We start from the raw sequence: 15,840 nt of genomic DNA, 5'->3' as shown, positions 1-15,840 counted from the left end.
CAGGGGGAAGCGCATGTCCTGGCGCAGCATGTTCATCGACGACGACTCGGCCTGGCCCGGGGTCGGATTCAATCCGGCCAAGGGGGATCTGCACGCCATCCAGGCACTCTCCTCGGACGTGAAGTCCGTGGGCGACGAGCTGGATGAGCTGGACCATCTGCTCAAGGCGGTCGGCAAGAGTGACGGCGCCTGGGAGGGCGAGGCGGCCCGGAACTTCGCCAAGAAGCTCGGCGAACTACCCAAGTTCCTCAAGCAGGGCAGCGAGTCCATGCACGACTGCGCCAAGGCGCTGCGCGGCTGGCACGGCCATCTGCAGGCGTTCCAGGAAAAGGCCGGGAAGATCGAGGCGGAGGCGGCGTCGGCCCGTAAGCAGGCGGAGTCGGACCTCGATCACTACAACGACGTGTACCAAAGGTACTCGCCGTACTTCGGGCAGCCGATGGAGCCAGCGGCTGCCAAGCGGATGGACCACGAGATGGACACGGCCAAGGACAAGGCCGACCACTCCAAGGACAAACTCGAAGAGCTCATCCGCGAGGCCGAGCGCATCTACGCGCAGTGGAAAGACCGCGCCGGCGAGGCCGAACGCGCGATCCTGAAGGCGTCGGAGAACCACCCGCCGGATCTCCACTGGTGGAGCAAGGCGATGGACGGGCTGAAGGCCGGCTTCCGGGCGTTCACGGACTGGCTGGTCGAACACGCCGACCTGCTGTCCACCATCTCGTCGGGCCTGGCCGCGGCCGCGCTCGCCTGCGAGTTCGTTCCGGTTGTCGGGACGGCGGTGGGTGCCGTGCTCGCCGGCGCCTCCGCGGTCTGCGCCGCCGGTGCGATGGCAGGCCACTGGATCGGCAATGCACGAGGCAACGGAACTCCGGGATGGAAGATCGGGCTCGATGCGCTCGGGGTGCTCCCAGGCGTGGGCGGCATCGCGAAGTCTGCATTCGCGGGCGCCAAAATCGGCACACGCGCCGCGAGCATAGCTGGGGCCGGTGGACTGGGAAAGATGGCCGCCGGAGCCCAGGGCCTGACGAGGGGATACAAACTCGGCGAAAAGGTCTACGAAGGCGTGCGGTCCCCCCTCACCCAGAAGGGCATCAACTTTTGCCTGAAAGGAAAATTCCCGGAGGGAAAGGTGCCGGCTGCCGTGGAGGCCGGCATCCAACTGCCCATCAAGGCTGGATCATTCGCTCATGGCATCGAAAAGCAGTTCTCCGATCATTCGGGATAAAAACAGCTCCCGGTCGGCGCTGAAAGCAGAAATGAAATAGCGTTCGCGCGATCATAACGGGCCGCACGACGCGAGGGTCGGCGGGAGTCCTTTCGGGGGACGGTCGGCCCAGCGGCGCACGACCCGGCCGCGGGAACACTGAAAGGACCGAACCATGTCGAATGACGCCGGAGATGTGACGGCAGACGCACCGTCCCTGCAGTCGAAAACGTCCAGACTGCATATCGGCTGGATCATTCCGCCCTTCATCCATGAACTTCCCGTGAATGCCGTGGATGACGAAGCAGCGGCCGACCAATTGTACTCGCTGGTCACGGAACTCCTGCCACACCACCCTCCGGAGTATCAGTACCGCTTCACGCTGGGCCTCTCGGCGCAGTTGGAGCCAATGGCGGCAGCCAACGTCACCTATGCCGGCCTCTGCCCGCTCGAAGTAGAGGGACGGCCGAGTCTGTCGACCATCGTGGTCAGTCAGATGGAGCACGACAGTGAGGACGAGGCCGAGCTGCTGCGCAAGACACGCGAGCTCCTCGAGCGAAAGTATCCGGACGACGACTGCCAGACCGTGGAGTTGACGTGCGGTCCCGCGCTCACCCGCATCGGCACCTCCAGGCTTGTCATCAATGCGGAGTGGTCGGCATCCGGTAATGAGCTGCCGGTTGTCCTGACGCAGATGCAGGCCTACATCCCGCTGCCCAGTACCGCGGAAATGTTGGTCTTCGAACTCAGCTCACAAGCGAGCGAGGACTGGGGTCTGCATGCCGAAGTCTTCGGCGAAATCCTCAACACCGTCGACTGGGGGACGGAGCAGGAAGTTGAGGACTATCGCGCCATGCAGGGCGGGGGCTCGGCCGGTGCGTCGGCCACCGTCGCGACGGACGAGTCCGTCAAGAAGGCCCTGTACTGGCACTCCAGCAGGCTGGTGGATGCCGTCGCGCTGCACGGCAGCATGGGCGGCGGCGACGTCGCCTCCCTCACGTGTGCCGAGTGCTGGGCCAAGGGCCTGCGGTCCGCTTGTTCGGCCCGGCACAGCTGGTACATCGGTGAGGTGACGAGCGGCGACCTCACCCGCGCGCTGCCGCGGGTGATCGAATCCTTCGCCTCGCAAGGTTGGCGGACGGGCGGCGAGAGCACCGGAGAACGGGTCCGCCTCCGGGCCGGGGACGAGGCACCTGAGCAATCGGCGGGTTATGCCTTCACCGCCTCGGTTGACATCGAATCCGGCACGTTCACCGCCGAGGTGACCGCCCCGTGCACCCGCGCCGCTGCCCCTGCTGATTCCCTGTTTGGTTAAGAGGAGCTGAGAATGATGCGGGCTGATCTGGAGCAGAGAATCCCCGCGCTACTGCCCGCGGGCGAGGTTTATCTGGGCGGGTTCACCACGTCACGCTCGCCATGTGCCAGCGGTACGGGTGGCTGCGACGTGCCGGACAAGCGACGGCCCAGGGTGCTGGCCGACGGCCGGTCCAGTTCTGGAGACTTCCTGGGAAAGTTCGGGGAATTCGTCTTCCGTTTCCTGACCGCCGACTTTTCGTCGCCCGGTCAGTTCGACAGGGTGACCGATCCTGCCAAGAGGGCGAAGGCGCAGAAGAGGAAGAACAAGTTCTTCGGCGGCTGGGACAGCCTGGCCGGGCAGTGGCTGGCGGCAGCTCAGCCGCGGGCCAAGGTGGGAGTCGTCACCGCGGTCGCGCTCACCGAAAGAAATTTTCACTTCGTGTACGCGCAGTACAACCGCTGGAACGGGAAACTGGACGAGGCGATCGAGCTGGGTCCGGCCTTCCGCCGGGACTGTCTGTCCTGGACGCGGCTGACCGGCGCCCATGACCACGACGTGCAGCTCGGTTTCTCCGACGGCTCGTGGGGGACGCTGTTCGGTCCCGGCACGGAGGAATGTGCGAAGTTCTTCCCGCACACCCTCGGCAAGCGGGACCCCATCCCGTAAGCCCGGCCCGATGCCGGGATGAGCCGTCGCCGAAGGCCGGAAGTCCCCTCGACTCGACGCCCGGCTGGAGCCGGCCCGTGCCGGCCTCGGACCGGCAGTCGCCACGAACGGCGAGCTGGATGTGGTCGAGGCCGGTGATCACGGCGCGGGTCACCTCGGAGGGGGAGAGTCGGGGCGCGGCTGCGGGGGTGGCGGCCGGCGGTGGGCGGGGCGCTTCAGCGTGTCGTCGGCTTCTGGGCGACGGCGAAGATGCGGCGGAAGGGGAAGACCGTGCCGTGGCGGCCCGTGGGGTAGGCCTTGCGGAGGGCGTCGCGGTATTCGGCGAGGAAGGCTTCGCGGGCGGCCGGGTCGTTCTCCAGGGCGGTGAGGACGGGGCGCAGGGCGGTGCCCTTGACCCAGTCGAGGACCGGGTCGTCGCCTTCCAGGAGCTGGACGTAGGTGGTTTCCCACACATCGGCGGCGCAGCCGAGGTCGGTGAGGCGCTCCAGGTATGCGGCCGGTTCGAGGATGTGGATGAAGCGGCGGCCGTGGGTGTTGAGCCGCTCGCGCCACTGGGGGGCGTCGCACAGTTCGCCGAGGAGGGCGTGGCTGGGTGAGGTGAAGTTGCCGGGGACCTGGAAGGCGAAGGTGCCGCCGGGGGCGAGGGCCTCGATCCAGCGGGCGAAGGACTCCGGGTGGTTGGGGACCCACTGCAGGGCCGCGTTGGAGACGATCAGGTCGTAGGTCTCCTCGGGCGTCCAGTCGGCGGCGTCGGCGGGGGCGAAGTCGAGGTGGCCGCCGCCCGGGGTGGGGCCGGCGTGGGTCTCGGCCTCCTTGAGCATGTCCGGGGAGTTGTCGAATCCGGTGATGTGCGCGTCGGGCCAGCGGGTGGTGAGCTGGGCGGTGACGTTGCCGGGGCCGCAGCCGAGGTCGGCGATGCGGGCGGTGCGGTCCTGCCGGGGCAGGTCGGGTATCCGGTTGAGCAGGTCGTGGAACGGACGGGTACGGTGCCCGGAGTGGCGGAGATATTGCTGCGGATCCCAGGTTGGTGCGTCGTGCATGTTCGAAACCCCTTTGCCGATGCAGGGCTGACACAAGGCTGGCACGGTCTGGTTCGGGCCGTCTCGGCCGGAAACCGAGCCCCCGCCGACGATGCCCCATAGTCCAGCGAAATATATCTCGACGTCAAGAGACTTCATGTCGACAGACCCTCTACACTGATCGTCATGGAGGACGAGGTCGACCGACTGGTCGCAGCATGGCGCCGCGAGCGCCCGGACCTCGACGTGGAGCCGCTTGAGGTCCTCAGCCGCGTCTCCAGGCTGGCCAGACACCTTGACCGGGCCCGCCGTATCGCCTTTTCCGAGGTGGGCCTGGAGCCGTGGGAGTTCGACGTACTCACCGCGCTGCGGCGCGCCGGGGCGCCGTACCAGCTCTCCCCCGGAGCGCTGCTGACGCAGACGCTGGTCACCTCGGGGACGATGACCAACCGCATCGACCGGCTGGCCAAGAAGAACCTCGTCGAGCGGCTGCCCGACCCCAGCGACCGGCGCGGAGTGCTGGTCAGACTGACCGCGGAGGGCCGCGACAAGGCCGACCGGTCGCTGGCCGGACTGCTCTACCAGGAGCGCGCCATCCTCGCCGAGCTGTCCCGCCAGCAGCGCAGTGAACTGGCCGGACTGCTGCGGCAGTTGACCGGGCCGTTCGACAACACTCCCGGATAGCCATCCAGGGGAAGCCCAGGCGCGTCGCGAAGACAGTTCTGCACCGGCGTACGACCGTTTGGCCCACCGCATTTGACGGCGCGTAAGAAGATGGCGCGCGCCCCCTGAATTCGCGTGCGCCCCTCGCCGCCCCTGTCCCCTTGCCCGCCGCTCGCCCCGTGGGCTTGGATCGCGCCATGAGCCAGCAGCGCGCACCGCATCCGGCGAACGGCCCGTACGGCAGGCGGTTCGAGGGCCGTACGGTCCTGGTGACCGGGGCCGCCGCCGGGATCGGGGCGGCCACCGCCGACCGGCTGGCGGCCGAGGGCGCCGGGGTACTGCTGCTGGACATCGACGACGCGCGCGGCGAACACACCGCGCGGCGCATCCGGGCGGCCGGCGGGCGGGCCTCGTACGAGCACTGCGATGTGGCGGGCGAGGACGACTGGCGGCGGGCCGTCGAGGCGGCGCGGCAGCGCTACGGCCCGGTGGACGGGCTGGTCAGCAACGCCTTTGTGCCGTCTGTGGCGACCGCCGAACACACCCCGCTGGCGGACTGGGACCGGCAGCTCGCGGTCAATCTCACCGGTTCGTTCCTGGGCGTACGCGCCGCCCTGGCGGATCTGCGGGCGCGCGGCGGGGCGGTGGTGCTGACCTCGTCCGTGCATGCCCTGGTCGGGCTGCCGGGGCGGCCGGCCTACGCCGCCGCGAAGGCCGGACTGACCGGTCTGGGCCGTCAACTGGCCGTCGAGTACGGGCCGGAGGTGCGGGTCAACAGCGTGCTGCCGGGCCCGGTGCTGACGGCGGCCTGGGACGGGATCGGTGAGGAGGAGCGGCTGGCCAGCGCCGCGGAGACGGCGGCGCGGCGGCTGGGGCGGCCCGAGGAGATCGCCGCGGCCATCGCCTTTCTGCTCTCCCCCGAGGCGTCCTTCGTCACCGGGGCGAGCCTCGTCGTCGACGGCGGCTGGAGCGTGTACAAGAACTCCTCGTGAGCCGGTTCTGCTGACGGCGGGGCCGCGGCGCCCCGCCCGGGCCTCGATCCGTAGGGGGATCCATGGGCATCCATTTCGGCGGCGACTACAACCCCGAGCAGTGGCCCGAGGAGGTGTGGGCCGAGGATCTGAAGCTGATGAAGGCGGCCCATGTCACCATGGTCACCGCCGGGATCTTCTCCTGGGCCAAGGTCGAACCCCGGCCCGGGACCTGGGACTTCGGCTGGTTCGACCGGGTCATGGACGGGCTGGCGGGTGCCGGTATCGCCGTCTGTCTGGCGACCATGACCGCGTCACCACCACCGTGGCTCTCCCGCGCGCACCCCGAGATCCTGCCCGAGGACGCCGACGGCCGGCGGCGCTGGCCCGGCGCCCGGCAGCACTACTGCCCCTCCAGCCCCGTCTACCGCGCCCACGCCGTACGCCTCGTCGAACAGCTCGCCACCCGCTACGCCGGCCACCCCGCGCTCGCCATGTGGCACATCGGCAACGAATACGGCTGCCACACCCGCCACTGCTACTGCGAGGTGTCGGCCGACGACTTCCGGCGCTGGCTGCGTGAGCGCTACGGGAGCGTCGACGCGCTCAACGCCGCCTGGTCGACGGCCTTCTGGTCGCAGGCGTACGGCGACTTCGACGAGGTGCTGCCGCCCCGCACCGCGCCCACCTTCCCCAACCCCGCACAGCAGCTGGACTATCTGCGCTTCGGTGACGAGGCGCTGCGCGCCTGCTATCTGGCCGAAAAGGCGGTGCTGGAACGTGTCACCCCAGACATTCCGGCCACCACCAATCTGATGCCGCAGCACAAGCCGGTCGATGCCTTCGCCTGGTCTTCCCATATGGACGCGATGGCGCTGGACTTCTACCAGGATCCCCATGTGCCCGACGATCACATCCGGGCCGGATATGTCTTCGATCTGATGCGCTCGGCGCGCTCCGGGCAGCCCTGGATGCTGCTGGAACAGGCGCCGGGCGCGGTCAACTGGCGGCCCCGCAACGGCCCCAAGCCGCCCGGTGCCATGCGGCTGTGGAGCTGGCAGGCCGTCGCCCAGGGCGCGGACGCGGTGCTGTTCTTCCAGTGGCGGCAGTCGCTGGGCGGCGCGGAGAAGTTCCACTCGGCGATGCTGCCGCACGGCGGGACCGACACCCGCATCTTCCGTGAAGTGACGGAGCTGGGGCGGGAGTTGGCTTCGCTGCCGGGAATCGAGGGGACCCGGTCGCGGGCCGGGGTGGCGCTGCTGGCGGACTGGCACAGCTGGTGGGCGCTGGAGCTGGACTCCAAGCCGTCGACCGCGCTGGACCACTCCCGTATCGCACTGGACCACTACCGGCCGCTGTTCGAGGCGGGCGTGGTCTGCGATGTGCTGCCGCCGCAGCGCGACCTGTCCGGCTACCGGCTGGTCGTGGCGCCCAACCTGTATCTGCTCAGCACGCAGGATGCCGAGCGGCTGGCCGCCTATGTACGCGACGGCGGACAGCTGCTGGTGTCGTTCTTCTCCGGGATCGTCGACGCACACGACCGGGTGCACCCCGGCGGCTACCCGGCGCCGCTGCGGGCGCTGCTGGGGCTGCGGGTGGCGGAGTTCTGGCCGCTGGACGCGGGCCGGTCGGTGGCGGTCGATGGGGGTACCACCCTGCTCGAGCGAAGTCGAGAGCTTGGGGGAGATTACGTGGGGCAAGCGGACCTGTGGTCGGAGGCCCTCGACCTCGAAGGGGCCGAGGCGCTCGCCCACTTCACGGACGGGGAGCTCGCCGGCCGGCCCGCGGTGACCCGGCACTCCTACGGGCGGGGCACGGTCTGGTACGTCGCCACCCGGCTCGAACCGGCGCTGATGCGGGCGCTGCTGGACGAGGTCCGCGCGGCGGCCGGTGTGGAGCCCGTACTGCCGGGGCTGCCCGCGGGCGTCCAGGCCACCGTCCGCGAGGGCGCCGGCGGCCGCTTTCTCTTCCTCCTCAACCATGGGACGGAGACCGCCGAGGTCGGGCTGCCGGCGCCGCTGCGGGATGCGCTCGCGGCGCGCGGGACGGCCGGGGCCGGGGCCGTCGACCGGATCACGCTGGGGGCACGGGGCGTGGCGGTGCTGACGGAGCCGTAGGGCGTGCCGGGGGCCTGACCCGATCCGTCGGACCGGCGCCAGGAGCCCGCGGCGGGCTCAGGGCCCCGGCCGTCCCACGGGACCCGGCCGTCCCACGGGCCCCGGCCCGCTCACGGCACCGGCACCGAGGCCGCCGCGGCCGCCGCCTCCAGCTCGACCGGGCCGACCCCGGCCCGGCGGGCCAGCGCCACCGCCGCGAGGGTGGAGTGCACCCCGAGCTTGCCGAGCACGTTCTGCATATGGGTACGGACCGTGTGCGGGGAGAGGAACAGCCGCTCGGCGACCGCCTTGCGGCCCAGGCCCGCCACCATGCAGCGCAGCACCTCACGCTCGCGCGGGGTCAGCGACTCCACCAGCCGCTCACTCTCCGAACGGTGCTTGCGGGCGGCCGTCAGCTCCCGCAGCACACCGGTCAGCAGCGCGGGCGGCAGATGCGTCTCGTCACGGAGCACACCGCGGATCACGGCGAGCAGCCGGGAGAGCGAGCAGTCCTTGGCGACCCAGCCGGAGGCACCGGCCTGCAGGGCGGCGGCCGCGCGGCGCGGGTCGTCGCGGTCGGCGAGGACGACGGTGCGCAGATACGGATGGCTGGTGCGCAGGCCGGAGACCAGCGCGATCCCGTCCCGCGGCACGGCGCGCGGCACGGTGTCGCGGGCCGCTCCCTGTGCGGGCACCGCGAGCAGCGGCGCGGCGAGGTCGGCGTCGGCAAGCAGCACGTCGAAGCGGTGGCCGTCGGTGGCCGCCCGGTCCAGATTGCGCAGGGCAGCGGGGGCGCTGCCCGCGGCCGCGACGTCCACGTCCTGTTCCGCGGCGAGCGCGGCCGCCAGGGATTCGGCGAAGATGCGGTGGTCGTCGACCACCAGAACCCGGATGCGTTGCACAGAGACCCCCTGTCTCGGTGAACGGACCATAGCGGGCACGGCGCCCGAGTTGAAGATCGCCTCAGCCGCACGGCCACCGCCGTGCCGACATTGCTACCCCACCCCGGGCGCCGTACCCGAACGGTCTCGCCCCCTGATCGGCACCGGCCCCCACCGGTGCAGGTTCCCAGCGTACGGACGGGGTGCGGCGAGGGAAGGTGATTGGCGAAACTGCTTCCCCCGCCGGGCCGTTCGGTGCCTGTCCGGTGGCTTCACGCCGTCCGGCGCGCCCTACTCGACGCGGTGCGCCCCCGCGCTCGCGACCGCCTCGAAGATCCTCGGGGCGGTATGGCCGGCCGCCGCGAACGCCTCGGTGACCGCCGCGCCGGCGGCCGGGGCGTCCGCCTCCTCGACGAGCACGATCGCCGAGCCGCCGAAGCCACCGCCGGTCATCCGGGCCCCGAGGGCGCCCGCCGCCAGCGCGGAGTCGACGGCGAGATCGAGCTCACGGCAGGAGATCTTGAAGTCGTCGCGGAGCGAGGCGTGGCCGGCCGTCAGCAGCGGGCCGATGGCGCGGGTGCGGTCGGCGTCGAGGCAGGCGATGACCTTTTCGACGCGGTGGTTCTCGGTGACGATGTGCCGGACGAGGGCCTGGACGACGGGATCGCCGGCCAGTCCGGACAGCGCCTCGGGCAGTTGCGCGTAGGGCACGTCGCGCAGGGCACGCACCCCGAGCGCCCGCGCGCCACGCTCACAGCCGGCGCGCCGCTCCGCGTATGCGCCGTCCCCCAGCTCGTGCTTCACCCGGGTGTCGACCACGAGGAGCCGCAGCCCCTCCCCCGCCAGGTCGAACGGGACCTGGCGCCGGGCGAGGTCGCGGGTGTCCAGGAACAGGGCGTGGCCCTCGGTGCAGCAGGCCGCGGCGGTCTGGTCCATGATCCCGCAGGGCACCCCGACGAAGGCGTTCTCGGCCCGCTGGGCGAGCTGCGCCAGCCGCTGCGGCTCCTGGCCGAGCGCGTACAGGTCGTTGAGGGCGAGCGCGGTGACGACCTCCAGGGCGGCGGAGGAGGAGAGTCCCGCGCCGGTGGGCACCGTGCTCTCGAAGTGCAGATCCGCGCCGCCGACGGGCAGTCCTGCCTCCTGCATCGCCCAGACGACGCCGGCCGGGTAGGCGGCCCATCCGCCGCTGCGCTGTGCGCCGCCCCGGCTCGTCTCCAGCGCCCCGGAGGCCGTCTCGGGCCATGGCCGCAGCTCGTCGAGGCGCAGTGCGACGATGCCGCCGTCGGCGCCGCCGGAGTGCAGGCGCAGCACCCCGTCGGTGCGGGCCGAGGCGGCGGCGAGGGTGGTGTGCGGCAGGGCGAGCGGCATCACGAAACCGTCGTTGTAATCGGTGTGTTCACCGATCAGGTTGACCCGGCCGGGCGCCGCCCAGATGCCCGTGGGGGCGGCGCCGTACACCGCGGCGAACTGCCCGGCGGTGTGCTGGGCGCCGTGCTCGCGTCCGGTGGCCGGGGTGGCGGTTCCGTGTGCGACCATCAGGACTCCTTTGTCCGGTTTGTTCGGTCGAGACGCTGCGCGAACTCCCAGGCGTCGGCGACGATGCCGGCGAGGTCGGCGCGGCTCGGGCGCCAGCCGAGGCGGTCGATAGCGGTCTGCGCGGAGGCCACCAGCACGGCGGGGTCGCCGCCGCGGCGCGGGGCGGCCACCTCCGGGACGGGGTGCCCGGTGACCTTGCGGACGGTCTCGATGACCTCGCGGACGGAGAAGCCGTTGCCGTTTCCGAGGTTGCAGATCAGGTGCTCACCGGCGGTGGCCGCATCGAGGGCGAGGAGGTGGGCCTCGGCGAGGTCGGCGACGTGGATGTAGTCGCGGACACAGGTGCCGTCGGGGGTGGGGTAGTCCTCGCCGTAGACGGAGATCGCCGCGCGCTTGCCCTGGGCGACCTGGAGGACGAGCGGGATCAGGTGCGACTCGGGGTCGTGGCGCTCGCCGCAGCTGCCGTAGGCGCCGGCGACGTTGAAGTAGCGCAGTGAGACGGCGGCCAGGCCGTGGGCGGCGGCCTCGCCGCTGATCATGTGGTCGACGGCGAGCTTGCTGGCGCCGTACGGGCTGGTGGGCGCGGTCTCGGCGGACTCGGTGATCGGGGTGGACGCCGGCTCGCCATAGGTGGCGGCGGTGGAGGAGAAGACGAGGGTGCGGACACCGGCGTCGCGCATCGCGGCGAGCAGGTCCATGGTGCCGCCGACGTTGTTGCGCCAGTACTTCTCGGGGTTCACGACGGACTCGCCGACCTGGGAGAAGGCGGCGAAGTGCAGCACCGCGTCGTAGGAGGGGTCGAGCCACTTCGCCGCGTCCTGGATGCGGCCCTCGATGAAGTGGGCTCCGGCGGGGATGCCCTCGCGGTGGCCGGTGGACAGGTCGTCCAGCACGGTGACCTCGTGGCCGGCCTGCAGCAGATGGGCCGCAACGACGCTGCCGACGTATCCCGCACCACCGGTGACCAGGTATTTCTTGCTCACTCGCTCGCTACCTCTCGCAGTCGCTCGGCCGCGGCCTCCGGCGGCACATCATTGATGAACACGTTCATGCCGGATTCGGAACCCGCGAGAAACTTCAGCTTGCCGGAAGTTCGGCGGATGGTGAAAAGCTCAAGGTGGAGTGCGAATTCTCCGCGGTTCCCGGCGCGCAGCGGCGCCTGGTGCCAGGCGGCGATGTACGGCGTGCGGGCGGTGTTCGCCGCACGCTCCCCGCTCCCGCCGCCCGACTCCTCGAAGATCCGGTCGAAGCGCCGCAAGACTTCCAGATAGATCTGTGGGAATTCTGTGCGCGCGGCCTCGTCGAGGGCGAGCAGGTCGGGGACCCGGCGCTTGGGGTAGAGGTGCACCTCGTAGGGCCAGTGGGCGGCGTACGGGACGAAGACCACCCAGTGCTCGCCCTCCAGGACGATCCGGCGGCCGTCGGCCAGCTCGTCGGCGACCGTGTCGTCGAAGAGGTTGCCGCCGGTGGCCTCGCGGTGTGCGGCGAGCGAGGTGAGCATCCGCTCGGTGCGCGGGGTGAGGAAGGGGTACGCGTAGATCTGGCCGTGCGGGTGGCCGAGGGTGACGCCGATCTCCGCGCCGCGGTTCTCGAAGCAGAAGACCTGCTCCACACCCGGGAGTTGGGACAGTTCCGCGGTGCGGTCGGTCCAGGCCTCCAGGACCAGGGCGGCCTGCTCCTCGGTGAGGTCGGCGAAGGAGGCGTCGTGGTCGGGGGTGAAGCAGACGACCTCGCAGCGGCCGCTGTCGCCGGCGAGGGAGGGGAAGCGGTTCTCGAAGACGGCGACGTCGTAGTCGGGGGCGGGGATCTCGGAGAGCCGGCCGTCACGGGAGGGGCACAGCGGGCATTCGTCGGCCGGGGGGTGGTAGGTGCGGGCCTGGCGGTGTGAGGCGATGGCGACCGAGTCGCCCAGGAGCCGGTCGTGGCGGATCTCGGAGGCGGTGGCGACGGGGTCGAGGGGGCGGTGGTCGGCCTCGTCGCGTACGGCGTCGTCCCGCAGGTCGTAGTAGATGAGCTCCCGGCCGTCCGCCAGCCGGGTCGTCGTCTTCTTCACGGAGCTCCTCACACGCCTACCAAACACAAACAAACACAATGAAGCACAACTAAACAGCGGCGTCAACGCTGGGCGCAGCACGGGATCCCGCAGGGGCATTTACGACATATCGACAGGCCCGATCACAGATCAACAACTCAACCAAACAAAAGTATTCAGTTTCTGAGGGTGCGGGCGTAGCTTTCTGTGCGTTCTGGTCGCGCAAAGAAGCGAGTTCCCACCATGATCACCCTGGCCGAGGGGCTACGGCTCCCTACCAACGGGCTGGATTACACGATCCTGGCCCTCTACTTCGTCGTCGTCCTCGGCATCGGATTCGCGGCCAAGCGCAGCGTGAAGACGAGCCTGGACTTCTTCCTCTCCGGGCGGTCACTGCCTGCCTGGGTCACCGGCCTCGCGTTCGTCGCCGCCAACCTCGGCGCCACCGAGATCCTCGGTATGGCCGCCAATGGCGCGCAGTACGGGGCCTACACCGTCCACTGGTACTGGATCGGCGCCATCCCGGCGATGGTCTTCCTCGGCCTGGTGATGATGCCGTTCTACTACGGCTCCAAGGTCCGCTCGGTGCCGGAATTCCTGCTGCACCGCTTCGGCCCCTCCTCGCACCTGCTCAGCTCGGTCATCTTCGCCGTCTCATCCGTACTGATCGCGGGCGTGAACCTGTACGCGATGGCGATCGTGCTGCAGGCGCTGCTCGGCTGGCCGCAGTGGGTCGCGATCGTCGTCGCGGGCTTCTTCGTCCTCGCGTACATCACCATCGGCGGTCTGTCCTCGGCGATCTACAACGAGGTGCTGCAGTTCTTCGTCATCCTGGCCGCGCTGATCCCACTGACCGTCGTCGGCCTCAAACGCGTCGGGGGCTGGGACGGCCTGACCGACTCCCTGACGTCCTCGCACGGTGATGCGTTCCTGACCGCCTGGAAGGGCACCGGCATCGGCGAGGGCAACCCGCTCGGCGCGAACTGGCTCACCATCGTCCTCGGCCTCGGCTTCGTGATGAGCTTCGGCTACTGGACCACCAACTTCGCCGAGGTGCAGCGCGCCCTGTCCGCGAAGAACCTCTCCGCCGCCAAGCGGACCCCGCTGATCGCCGCCTTCCCCAAGATCTTCATCCCACTGGTGGTGGTCGTCCCCGGTCTGATCGCGCTGGTCATGGAGCCGACGCTGGGCAAGTCCAAGGACGGCCTGCAGTACAACGACGCGATCCCGGTACTGATGCGGGACCTGCTGCCCAACGGCGTACTGGGCATCGCCGTCACCGGCCTGCTCGCCGCCTTCATGGCCGGCATGGCCGCCAACGTCTCGTCCTTCAACACCGTCTTCACCAACGACATATGGGCGGCGTACCTCAAGAAGGGCCGGGAGGACGCCTACTACCTGAAGACGGGCCGGGTGGTCACCGCGGTCGGCGTACTGACCGGCATGGGCACGGCGTTCATCGCCGCCAGCTTCAGCAACATCATGAACTACCTCCAGACGCTGTTCTCCTTCTTCAACGTCCCACTGTTCGTCGTCTTCATCATCGGCATGTTCTGGAAGCGGACCAGCGCCGCGGCCGGCTTCTGGGGGCTGCTCTCCGGCACCGTTGCCGCGATGGTCAACTACTTCTGGCTCTACAAGCAGGGCATCATCGCGATCCCCTCCGACCAGGGCGCGAACTTCGTCTCCTCCATCGTCGCCTTCGTCGTCGGCGCGCTCGTGATGTTCGTCGTCACGATGGTCACCAAGCCCAAGTCCGTCGAATCGCTCGCCGGCCTGGTCTACGGCACGAGGTCACCCGGTATGACGGAGCTGCCCGCCGAGGGCGACGACGCCTGGTACCGCAAGCCGGCCCTGCTGGGCTGGGGCGCGATCGTCCTCGCCGCCATCTGCTACATACCGTTCTCCTTCTGACCCTGCCTGAACCAGCGGAGTTGACGCACCATGAGTGACTACCAGCACGAGGTCGCGGAGCTGGAGCGCGAATCGGCGACCGCCGCGCGGCTCTTCGACGTACGGCGCATCATCGGCGGCCTGTTCGTCGTCTACGGCGTGATCGTCACCATCGCCGGCGTGATGGCGACCGACGCGGACCTCAAGAAGGCCCAGAACATCAACATCAACCTGTGGACGGGCCTGGGCATGCTCGCCCTCGGCCTGTTCTTCCTGATCTGGATGAAGCTACGGCCGGCGGTTCCGCCTACGGCTGGGGAGCTGGCGGAGGAGGGTGGGGGCGGGGCTGGGGAGGGGTGAGGGCGGGGGCGTGATGGGCTGAGCGGGGTGTGGCGGGGGCGGGGGCGGGGGCGGCTTGTCGGGGCCTGCCGCCGCGCAGGGCTGGGCGCGGCTAACGCGGGGGCGGGACCGGCTCGTCGGGGCCTGCCGCCGCGCAGGGCTGGGCGCGGCTAACGCGGGGGCGGGACCGGCTCGTCGGGGCCTGCCGCCGCGCAGGGCTGGGCGCGGCTAACGCGGGGGCGGGACCGGCTCGTCGGGGCCTGCCGCCGCGCAGGGCTGGGCGCGGCTAACGCGGGGGCGGCGCCGGCTCGCCCGATCCCGCCACGGCGCAGTGCGCGGCGCGACTACCGAGGCGGCGGCACCGGCTCGTCGGGGCCCGCCCCCACCGCGCCGCGCGCGCCACGGCCGCCCGCCCGGTCCAGCAGCCCCGTACGCGCCGCCAGCGCGGCGGCCTCCAGCCGGGAGCCCACCTCCAGCTTCATCAGCACCCGCTGCACATGCGTACGCGCCGTACTCGGCGCGATGTCCATCCCCGCCGCGATCAACCGGGTGTCCTCACCGTCCGCGACCCGCATCAGCACCTCGACCTCCCGCGGGGTGAGGAGCTCCAGCAGCCGCGCCCCCTCGTCGTCCGGCTGCGCCGCGGGGTGCAGCAACTCCTCGAAGGCCTGCTGCAACAACTGCGGCGACACCGCCGACTCCCCCGCCCGCGCCTTCATCATGGCGCGCTCCACACCTTCGATCCGCTCGTCGTTACGCACGTACCCGGAGGCCCCGGCCGCAAAGGCGGCAGCAATCCCACGCGGACTGGGCACCGGCCCCAGCACCACCACCGCGACCTGCGGCCGCTCCTTCTTGATCCGCACGACCGGGTCGAAGGCCCCCGGCCGGGCGGGCGCGGCGGTACCCAGCAGACACACCTCGGGCGCCCGGCTCACCACCAGCTCCGCGGCCCCCGCGCTCGGCGCGGCCGCCGCCAGCACCCGGTGCCCGCGTAGTTTCAGCGCCGAGGCGAGCGCCTCCGCGAGCAGACGATGATCGTCGACCACCATGAGCCGCACGCCCATCGAGCAACCTCCCCCGCTCCAGCGGGCCCCGGCGCGGCCCCCGGCCGGGCCGCTTGTCCCCGGGAAGCTACACGCTCGGCTGCGATAGCGCGCCCCCTACCGGGAAGAAGCCCCCCGGAATGCTGGAATCCCGGCCATTCGGGGCCGGTTGGTGTGGGGATGGGAGCCTTGGG

At 70.6% G+C, this 15,840-nt stretch carries 14 protein-coding genes; 8 read left to right on the top strand and 6 right to left on the bottom strand.

Going from position 1 to position 15,840, the window contains the following annotated elements; all coding sequences use genetic code 11:
- Nucleotides 1-28 precede the first annotated feature (28 nt).
- From SLV14N_RS24235 to SLV14N_RS24225, 3 genes are all read left to right on the top strand, one after another.
- On the top strand, nucleotides 29-1,228 hold the full coding sequence (locus SLV14N_RS24235; RefSeq protein WP_263271048.1) for a putative T7SS-secreted protein: 1,200 nt from the start codon (nucleotides 29-31) through the stop codon (nucleotides 1,226-1,228).
- A gap of 154 nt (nucleotides 1,229-1,382) precedes the next feature.
- The gene (locus SLV14N_RS24230) at nucleotides 1,383-2,522 is read left to right on the top strand and encodes a hypothetical protein (protein ID WP_263271046.1); all 1,140 of its coding nucleotides are present in this window, start codon (nucleotides 1,383-1,385) and stop codon (nucleotides 2,520-2,522) included.
- Between the two features lie 12 nt (nucleotides 2,523-2,534).
- On the top strand, nucleotides 2,535-3,170 hold the full coding sequence (locus tag SLV14N_RS24225; protein WP_208683549.1) for a hypothetical protein: 636 nt from the start codon (nucleotides 2,535-2,537) through the stop codon (nucleotides 3,168-3,170).
- A 215-nt stretch (nucleotides 3,171-3,385) separates the two neighbouring features.
- On the opposite strand, the gene SLV14N_RS24220 is transcribed toward SLV14N_RS24225, so the two are convergent.
- A complete protein-coding gene (locus SLV14N_RS24220) occupies nucleotides 3,386-4,210 on the bottom strand; it encodes a trans-aconitate 2-methyltransferase (protein WP_208683547.1) in 825 nt (274 codons plus the stop codon).
- Between the two features lie 165 nt (nucleotides 4,211-4,375).
- Between SLV14N_RS24220 and SLV14N_RS24215 the strand changes: the two genes are divergently transcribed.
- The 3 genes from SLV14N_RS24215 to SLV14N_RS24205 all read left to right on the top strand — a co-directional run bounded on the left by SLV14N_RS24215 (nucleotide 4,376) and on the right by SLV14N_RS24205 (nucleotide 7,940).
- Nucleotides 4,376-4,873: a MarR family winged helix-turn-helix transcriptional regulator gene (locus tag SLV14N_RS24215; RefSeq protein WP_018091071.1), complete on the top strand. Its 498-nt coding sequence runs from the start codon at nucleotides 4,376-4,378 to the stop codon at nucleotides 4,871-4,873.
- A 176-nt stretch (nucleotides 4,874-5,049) separates the two neighbouring features.
- Nucleotides 5,050-5,844 (top strand): SDR family NAD(P)-dependent oxidoreductase, encoded by a 795-nt coding sequence (locus tag SLV14N_RS24210; RefSeq protein WP_208683546.1) that lies wholly within the window; start codon nucleotides 5,050-5,052, stop codon nucleotides 5,842-5,844.
- A gap of 62 nt (nucleotides 5,845-5,906) precedes the next feature.
- Entirely contained in the window at nucleotides 5,907-7,940 is a 2,034-nt protein-coding gene (locus SLV14N_RS24205) for a beta-galactosidase (RefSeq protein ID WP_263271043.1), read from the top strand.
- A 110-nt stretch (nucleotides 7,941-8,050) separates the two neighbouring features.
- Here SLV14N_RS24205 and SLV14N_RS24200 read toward each other — a convergent pair whose 3' ends face one another.
- The 4 genes from SLV14N_RS24200 to galT all read right to left on the bottom strand — a co-directional run bounded on the left by SLV14N_RS24200 (nucleotide 8,051) and on the right by galT (nucleotide 12,389).
- Complete coding sequence (locus SLV14N_RS24200; RefSeq protein WP_109890274.1) at nucleotides 8,051-8,821, bottom strand: response regulator transcription factor; 771 nt, start codon at nucleotides 8,819-8,821, stop codon at nucleotides 8,051-8,053.
- 270 nt (nucleotides 8,822-9,091) lie between these two features.
- On the bottom strand, nucleotides 9,092-10,336 hold the full coding sequence (gene galK / locus SLV14N_RS24195; RefSeq protein WP_263271042.1) for a galactokinase: 1,245 nt from the start codon (nucleotides 10,334-10,336) through the stop codon (nucleotides 9,092-9,094).
- Nucleotides 10,336-11,319: a UDP-glucose 4-epimerase GalE gene (galE, locus tag SLV14N_RS24190; RefSeq protein WP_263271041.1), complete on the bottom strand. Its 984-nt coding sequence runs from the start codon at nucleotides 11,317-11,319 to the stop codon at nucleotides 10,336-10,338. Before galE ends, galK begins: the two co-directional genes overlap by 1 nt.
- On the bottom strand, nucleotides 11,316-12,389 hold the full coding sequence (gene galT / locus SLV14N_RS24185) for a galactose-1-phosphate uridylyltransferase (RefSeq protein WP_208683542.1): 1,074 nt from the start codon (nucleotides 12,387-12,389) through the stop codon (nucleotides 11,316-11,318). Before galT ends, galE begins: the two co-directional genes overlap by 4 nt.
- Before the next feature lie 222 nt (nucleotides 12,390-12,611).
- Between galT and SLV14N_RS24180 the strand changes: the two genes are divergently transcribed.
- Nucleotides 12,612-14,282, top strand: coding sequence for a sodium:solute symporter family protein (locus tag SLV14N_RS24180; protein WP_208683541.1), 1,671 nt, complete (start codon nucleotides 12,612-12,614; stop codon nucleotides 14,280-14,282).
- Between the two features lie 30 nt (nucleotides 14,283-14,312).
- Nucleotides 14,313-14,621: a hypothetical protein gene (locus SLV14N_RS24175; protein ID WP_263271039.1), complete on the top strand. Its 309-nt coding sequence runs from the start codon at nucleotides 14,313-14,315 to the stop codon at nucleotides 14,619-14,621.
- 323 nt (nucleotides 14,622-14,944) lie between these two features.
- Here SLV14N_RS24175 and SLV14N_RS24170 read toward each other — a convergent pair whose 3' ends face one another.
- The gene (locus tag SLV14N_RS24170) at nucleotides 14,945-15,667 is read right to left on the bottom strand and encodes a LuxR C-terminal-related transcriptional regulator (protein ID WP_263271038.1); all 723 of its coding nucleotides are present in this window, start codon (nucleotides 15,665-15,667) and stop codon (nucleotides 14,945-14,947) included.
- Nucleotides 15,668-15,840 lie beyond the last annotated feature (173 nt).

It is taken from the genome of Streptomyces sp. Je 1-4 4N24 (genome assembly GCF_026239515.1).
In the GTDB taxonomy this organism is placed as follows: Bacteria; Actinomycetota; Actinomycetes; order Streptomycetales; family Streptomycetaceae; genus Streptomyces; species Streptomyces nigrescens.
This window is presented reverse-complemented; position numbering and strand designations above follow the sequence as displayed.

Excerpts from the sequence above, each read along its gene's own strand:
- SLV14N_RS24170 (WP_263271038.1), bottom strand. The coding sequence starts at position 15,667 with ATGGGCGTGCGGCTCATGGTGGTCGACGATCATCGTCTGCTCGCGGAG.
- SLV14N_RS24180 (WP_208683541.1), top strand. The coding sequence starts at position 12,612 with ATGATCACCCTGGCCGAGGGGCTACGGCTCCCTACCAACGGGCTGGAT.
- SLV14N_RS24210 (WP_208683546.1), top strand. The coding sequence starts at position 5,050 with ATGAGCCAGCAGCGCGCACCGCATCCGGCGAACGGCCCGTACGGCAGG.
- SLV14N_RS24205 (WP_263271043.1), top strand. The coding sequence starts at position 5,907 with ATGGGCATCCATTTCGGCGGCGACTACAACCCCGAGCAGTGGCCCGAG.
- SLV14N_RS24235 (WP_263271048.1), top strand. The coding sequence starts at position 29 with ATGTTCATCGACGACGACTCGGCCTGGCCCGGGGTCGGATTCAATCCG.
- SLV14N_RS24225 (WP_208683549.1), top strand. The coding sequence starts at position 2,535 with ATGATGCGGGCTGATCTGGAGCAGAGAATCCCCGCGCTACTGCCCGCG.
- SLV14N_RS24175 (WP_263271039.1), top strand. The coding sequence starts at position 14,313 with ATGAGTGACTACCAGCACGAGGTCGCGGAGCTGGAGCGCGAATCGGCG.
- SLV14N_RS24230 (WP_263271046.1), top strand. The coding sequence starts at position 1,383 with ATGTCGAATGACGCCGGAGATGTGACGGCAGACGCACCGTCCCTGCAG.
- galK (WP_263271042.1), bottom strand. The coding sequence starts at position 10,336 with ATGGTCGCACACGGAACCGCCACCCCGGCCACCGGACGCGAGCACGGC.
- SLV14N_RS24215 (WP_018091071.1), top strand. The coding sequence starts at position 4,376 with ATGGAGGACGAGGTCGACCGACTGGTCGCAGCATGGCGCCGCGAGCGC.
- SLV14N_RS24220 (WP_208683547.1), bottom strand. The coding sequence starts at position 4,210 with ATGCACGACGCACCAACCTGGGATCCGCAGCAATATCTCCGCCACTCC.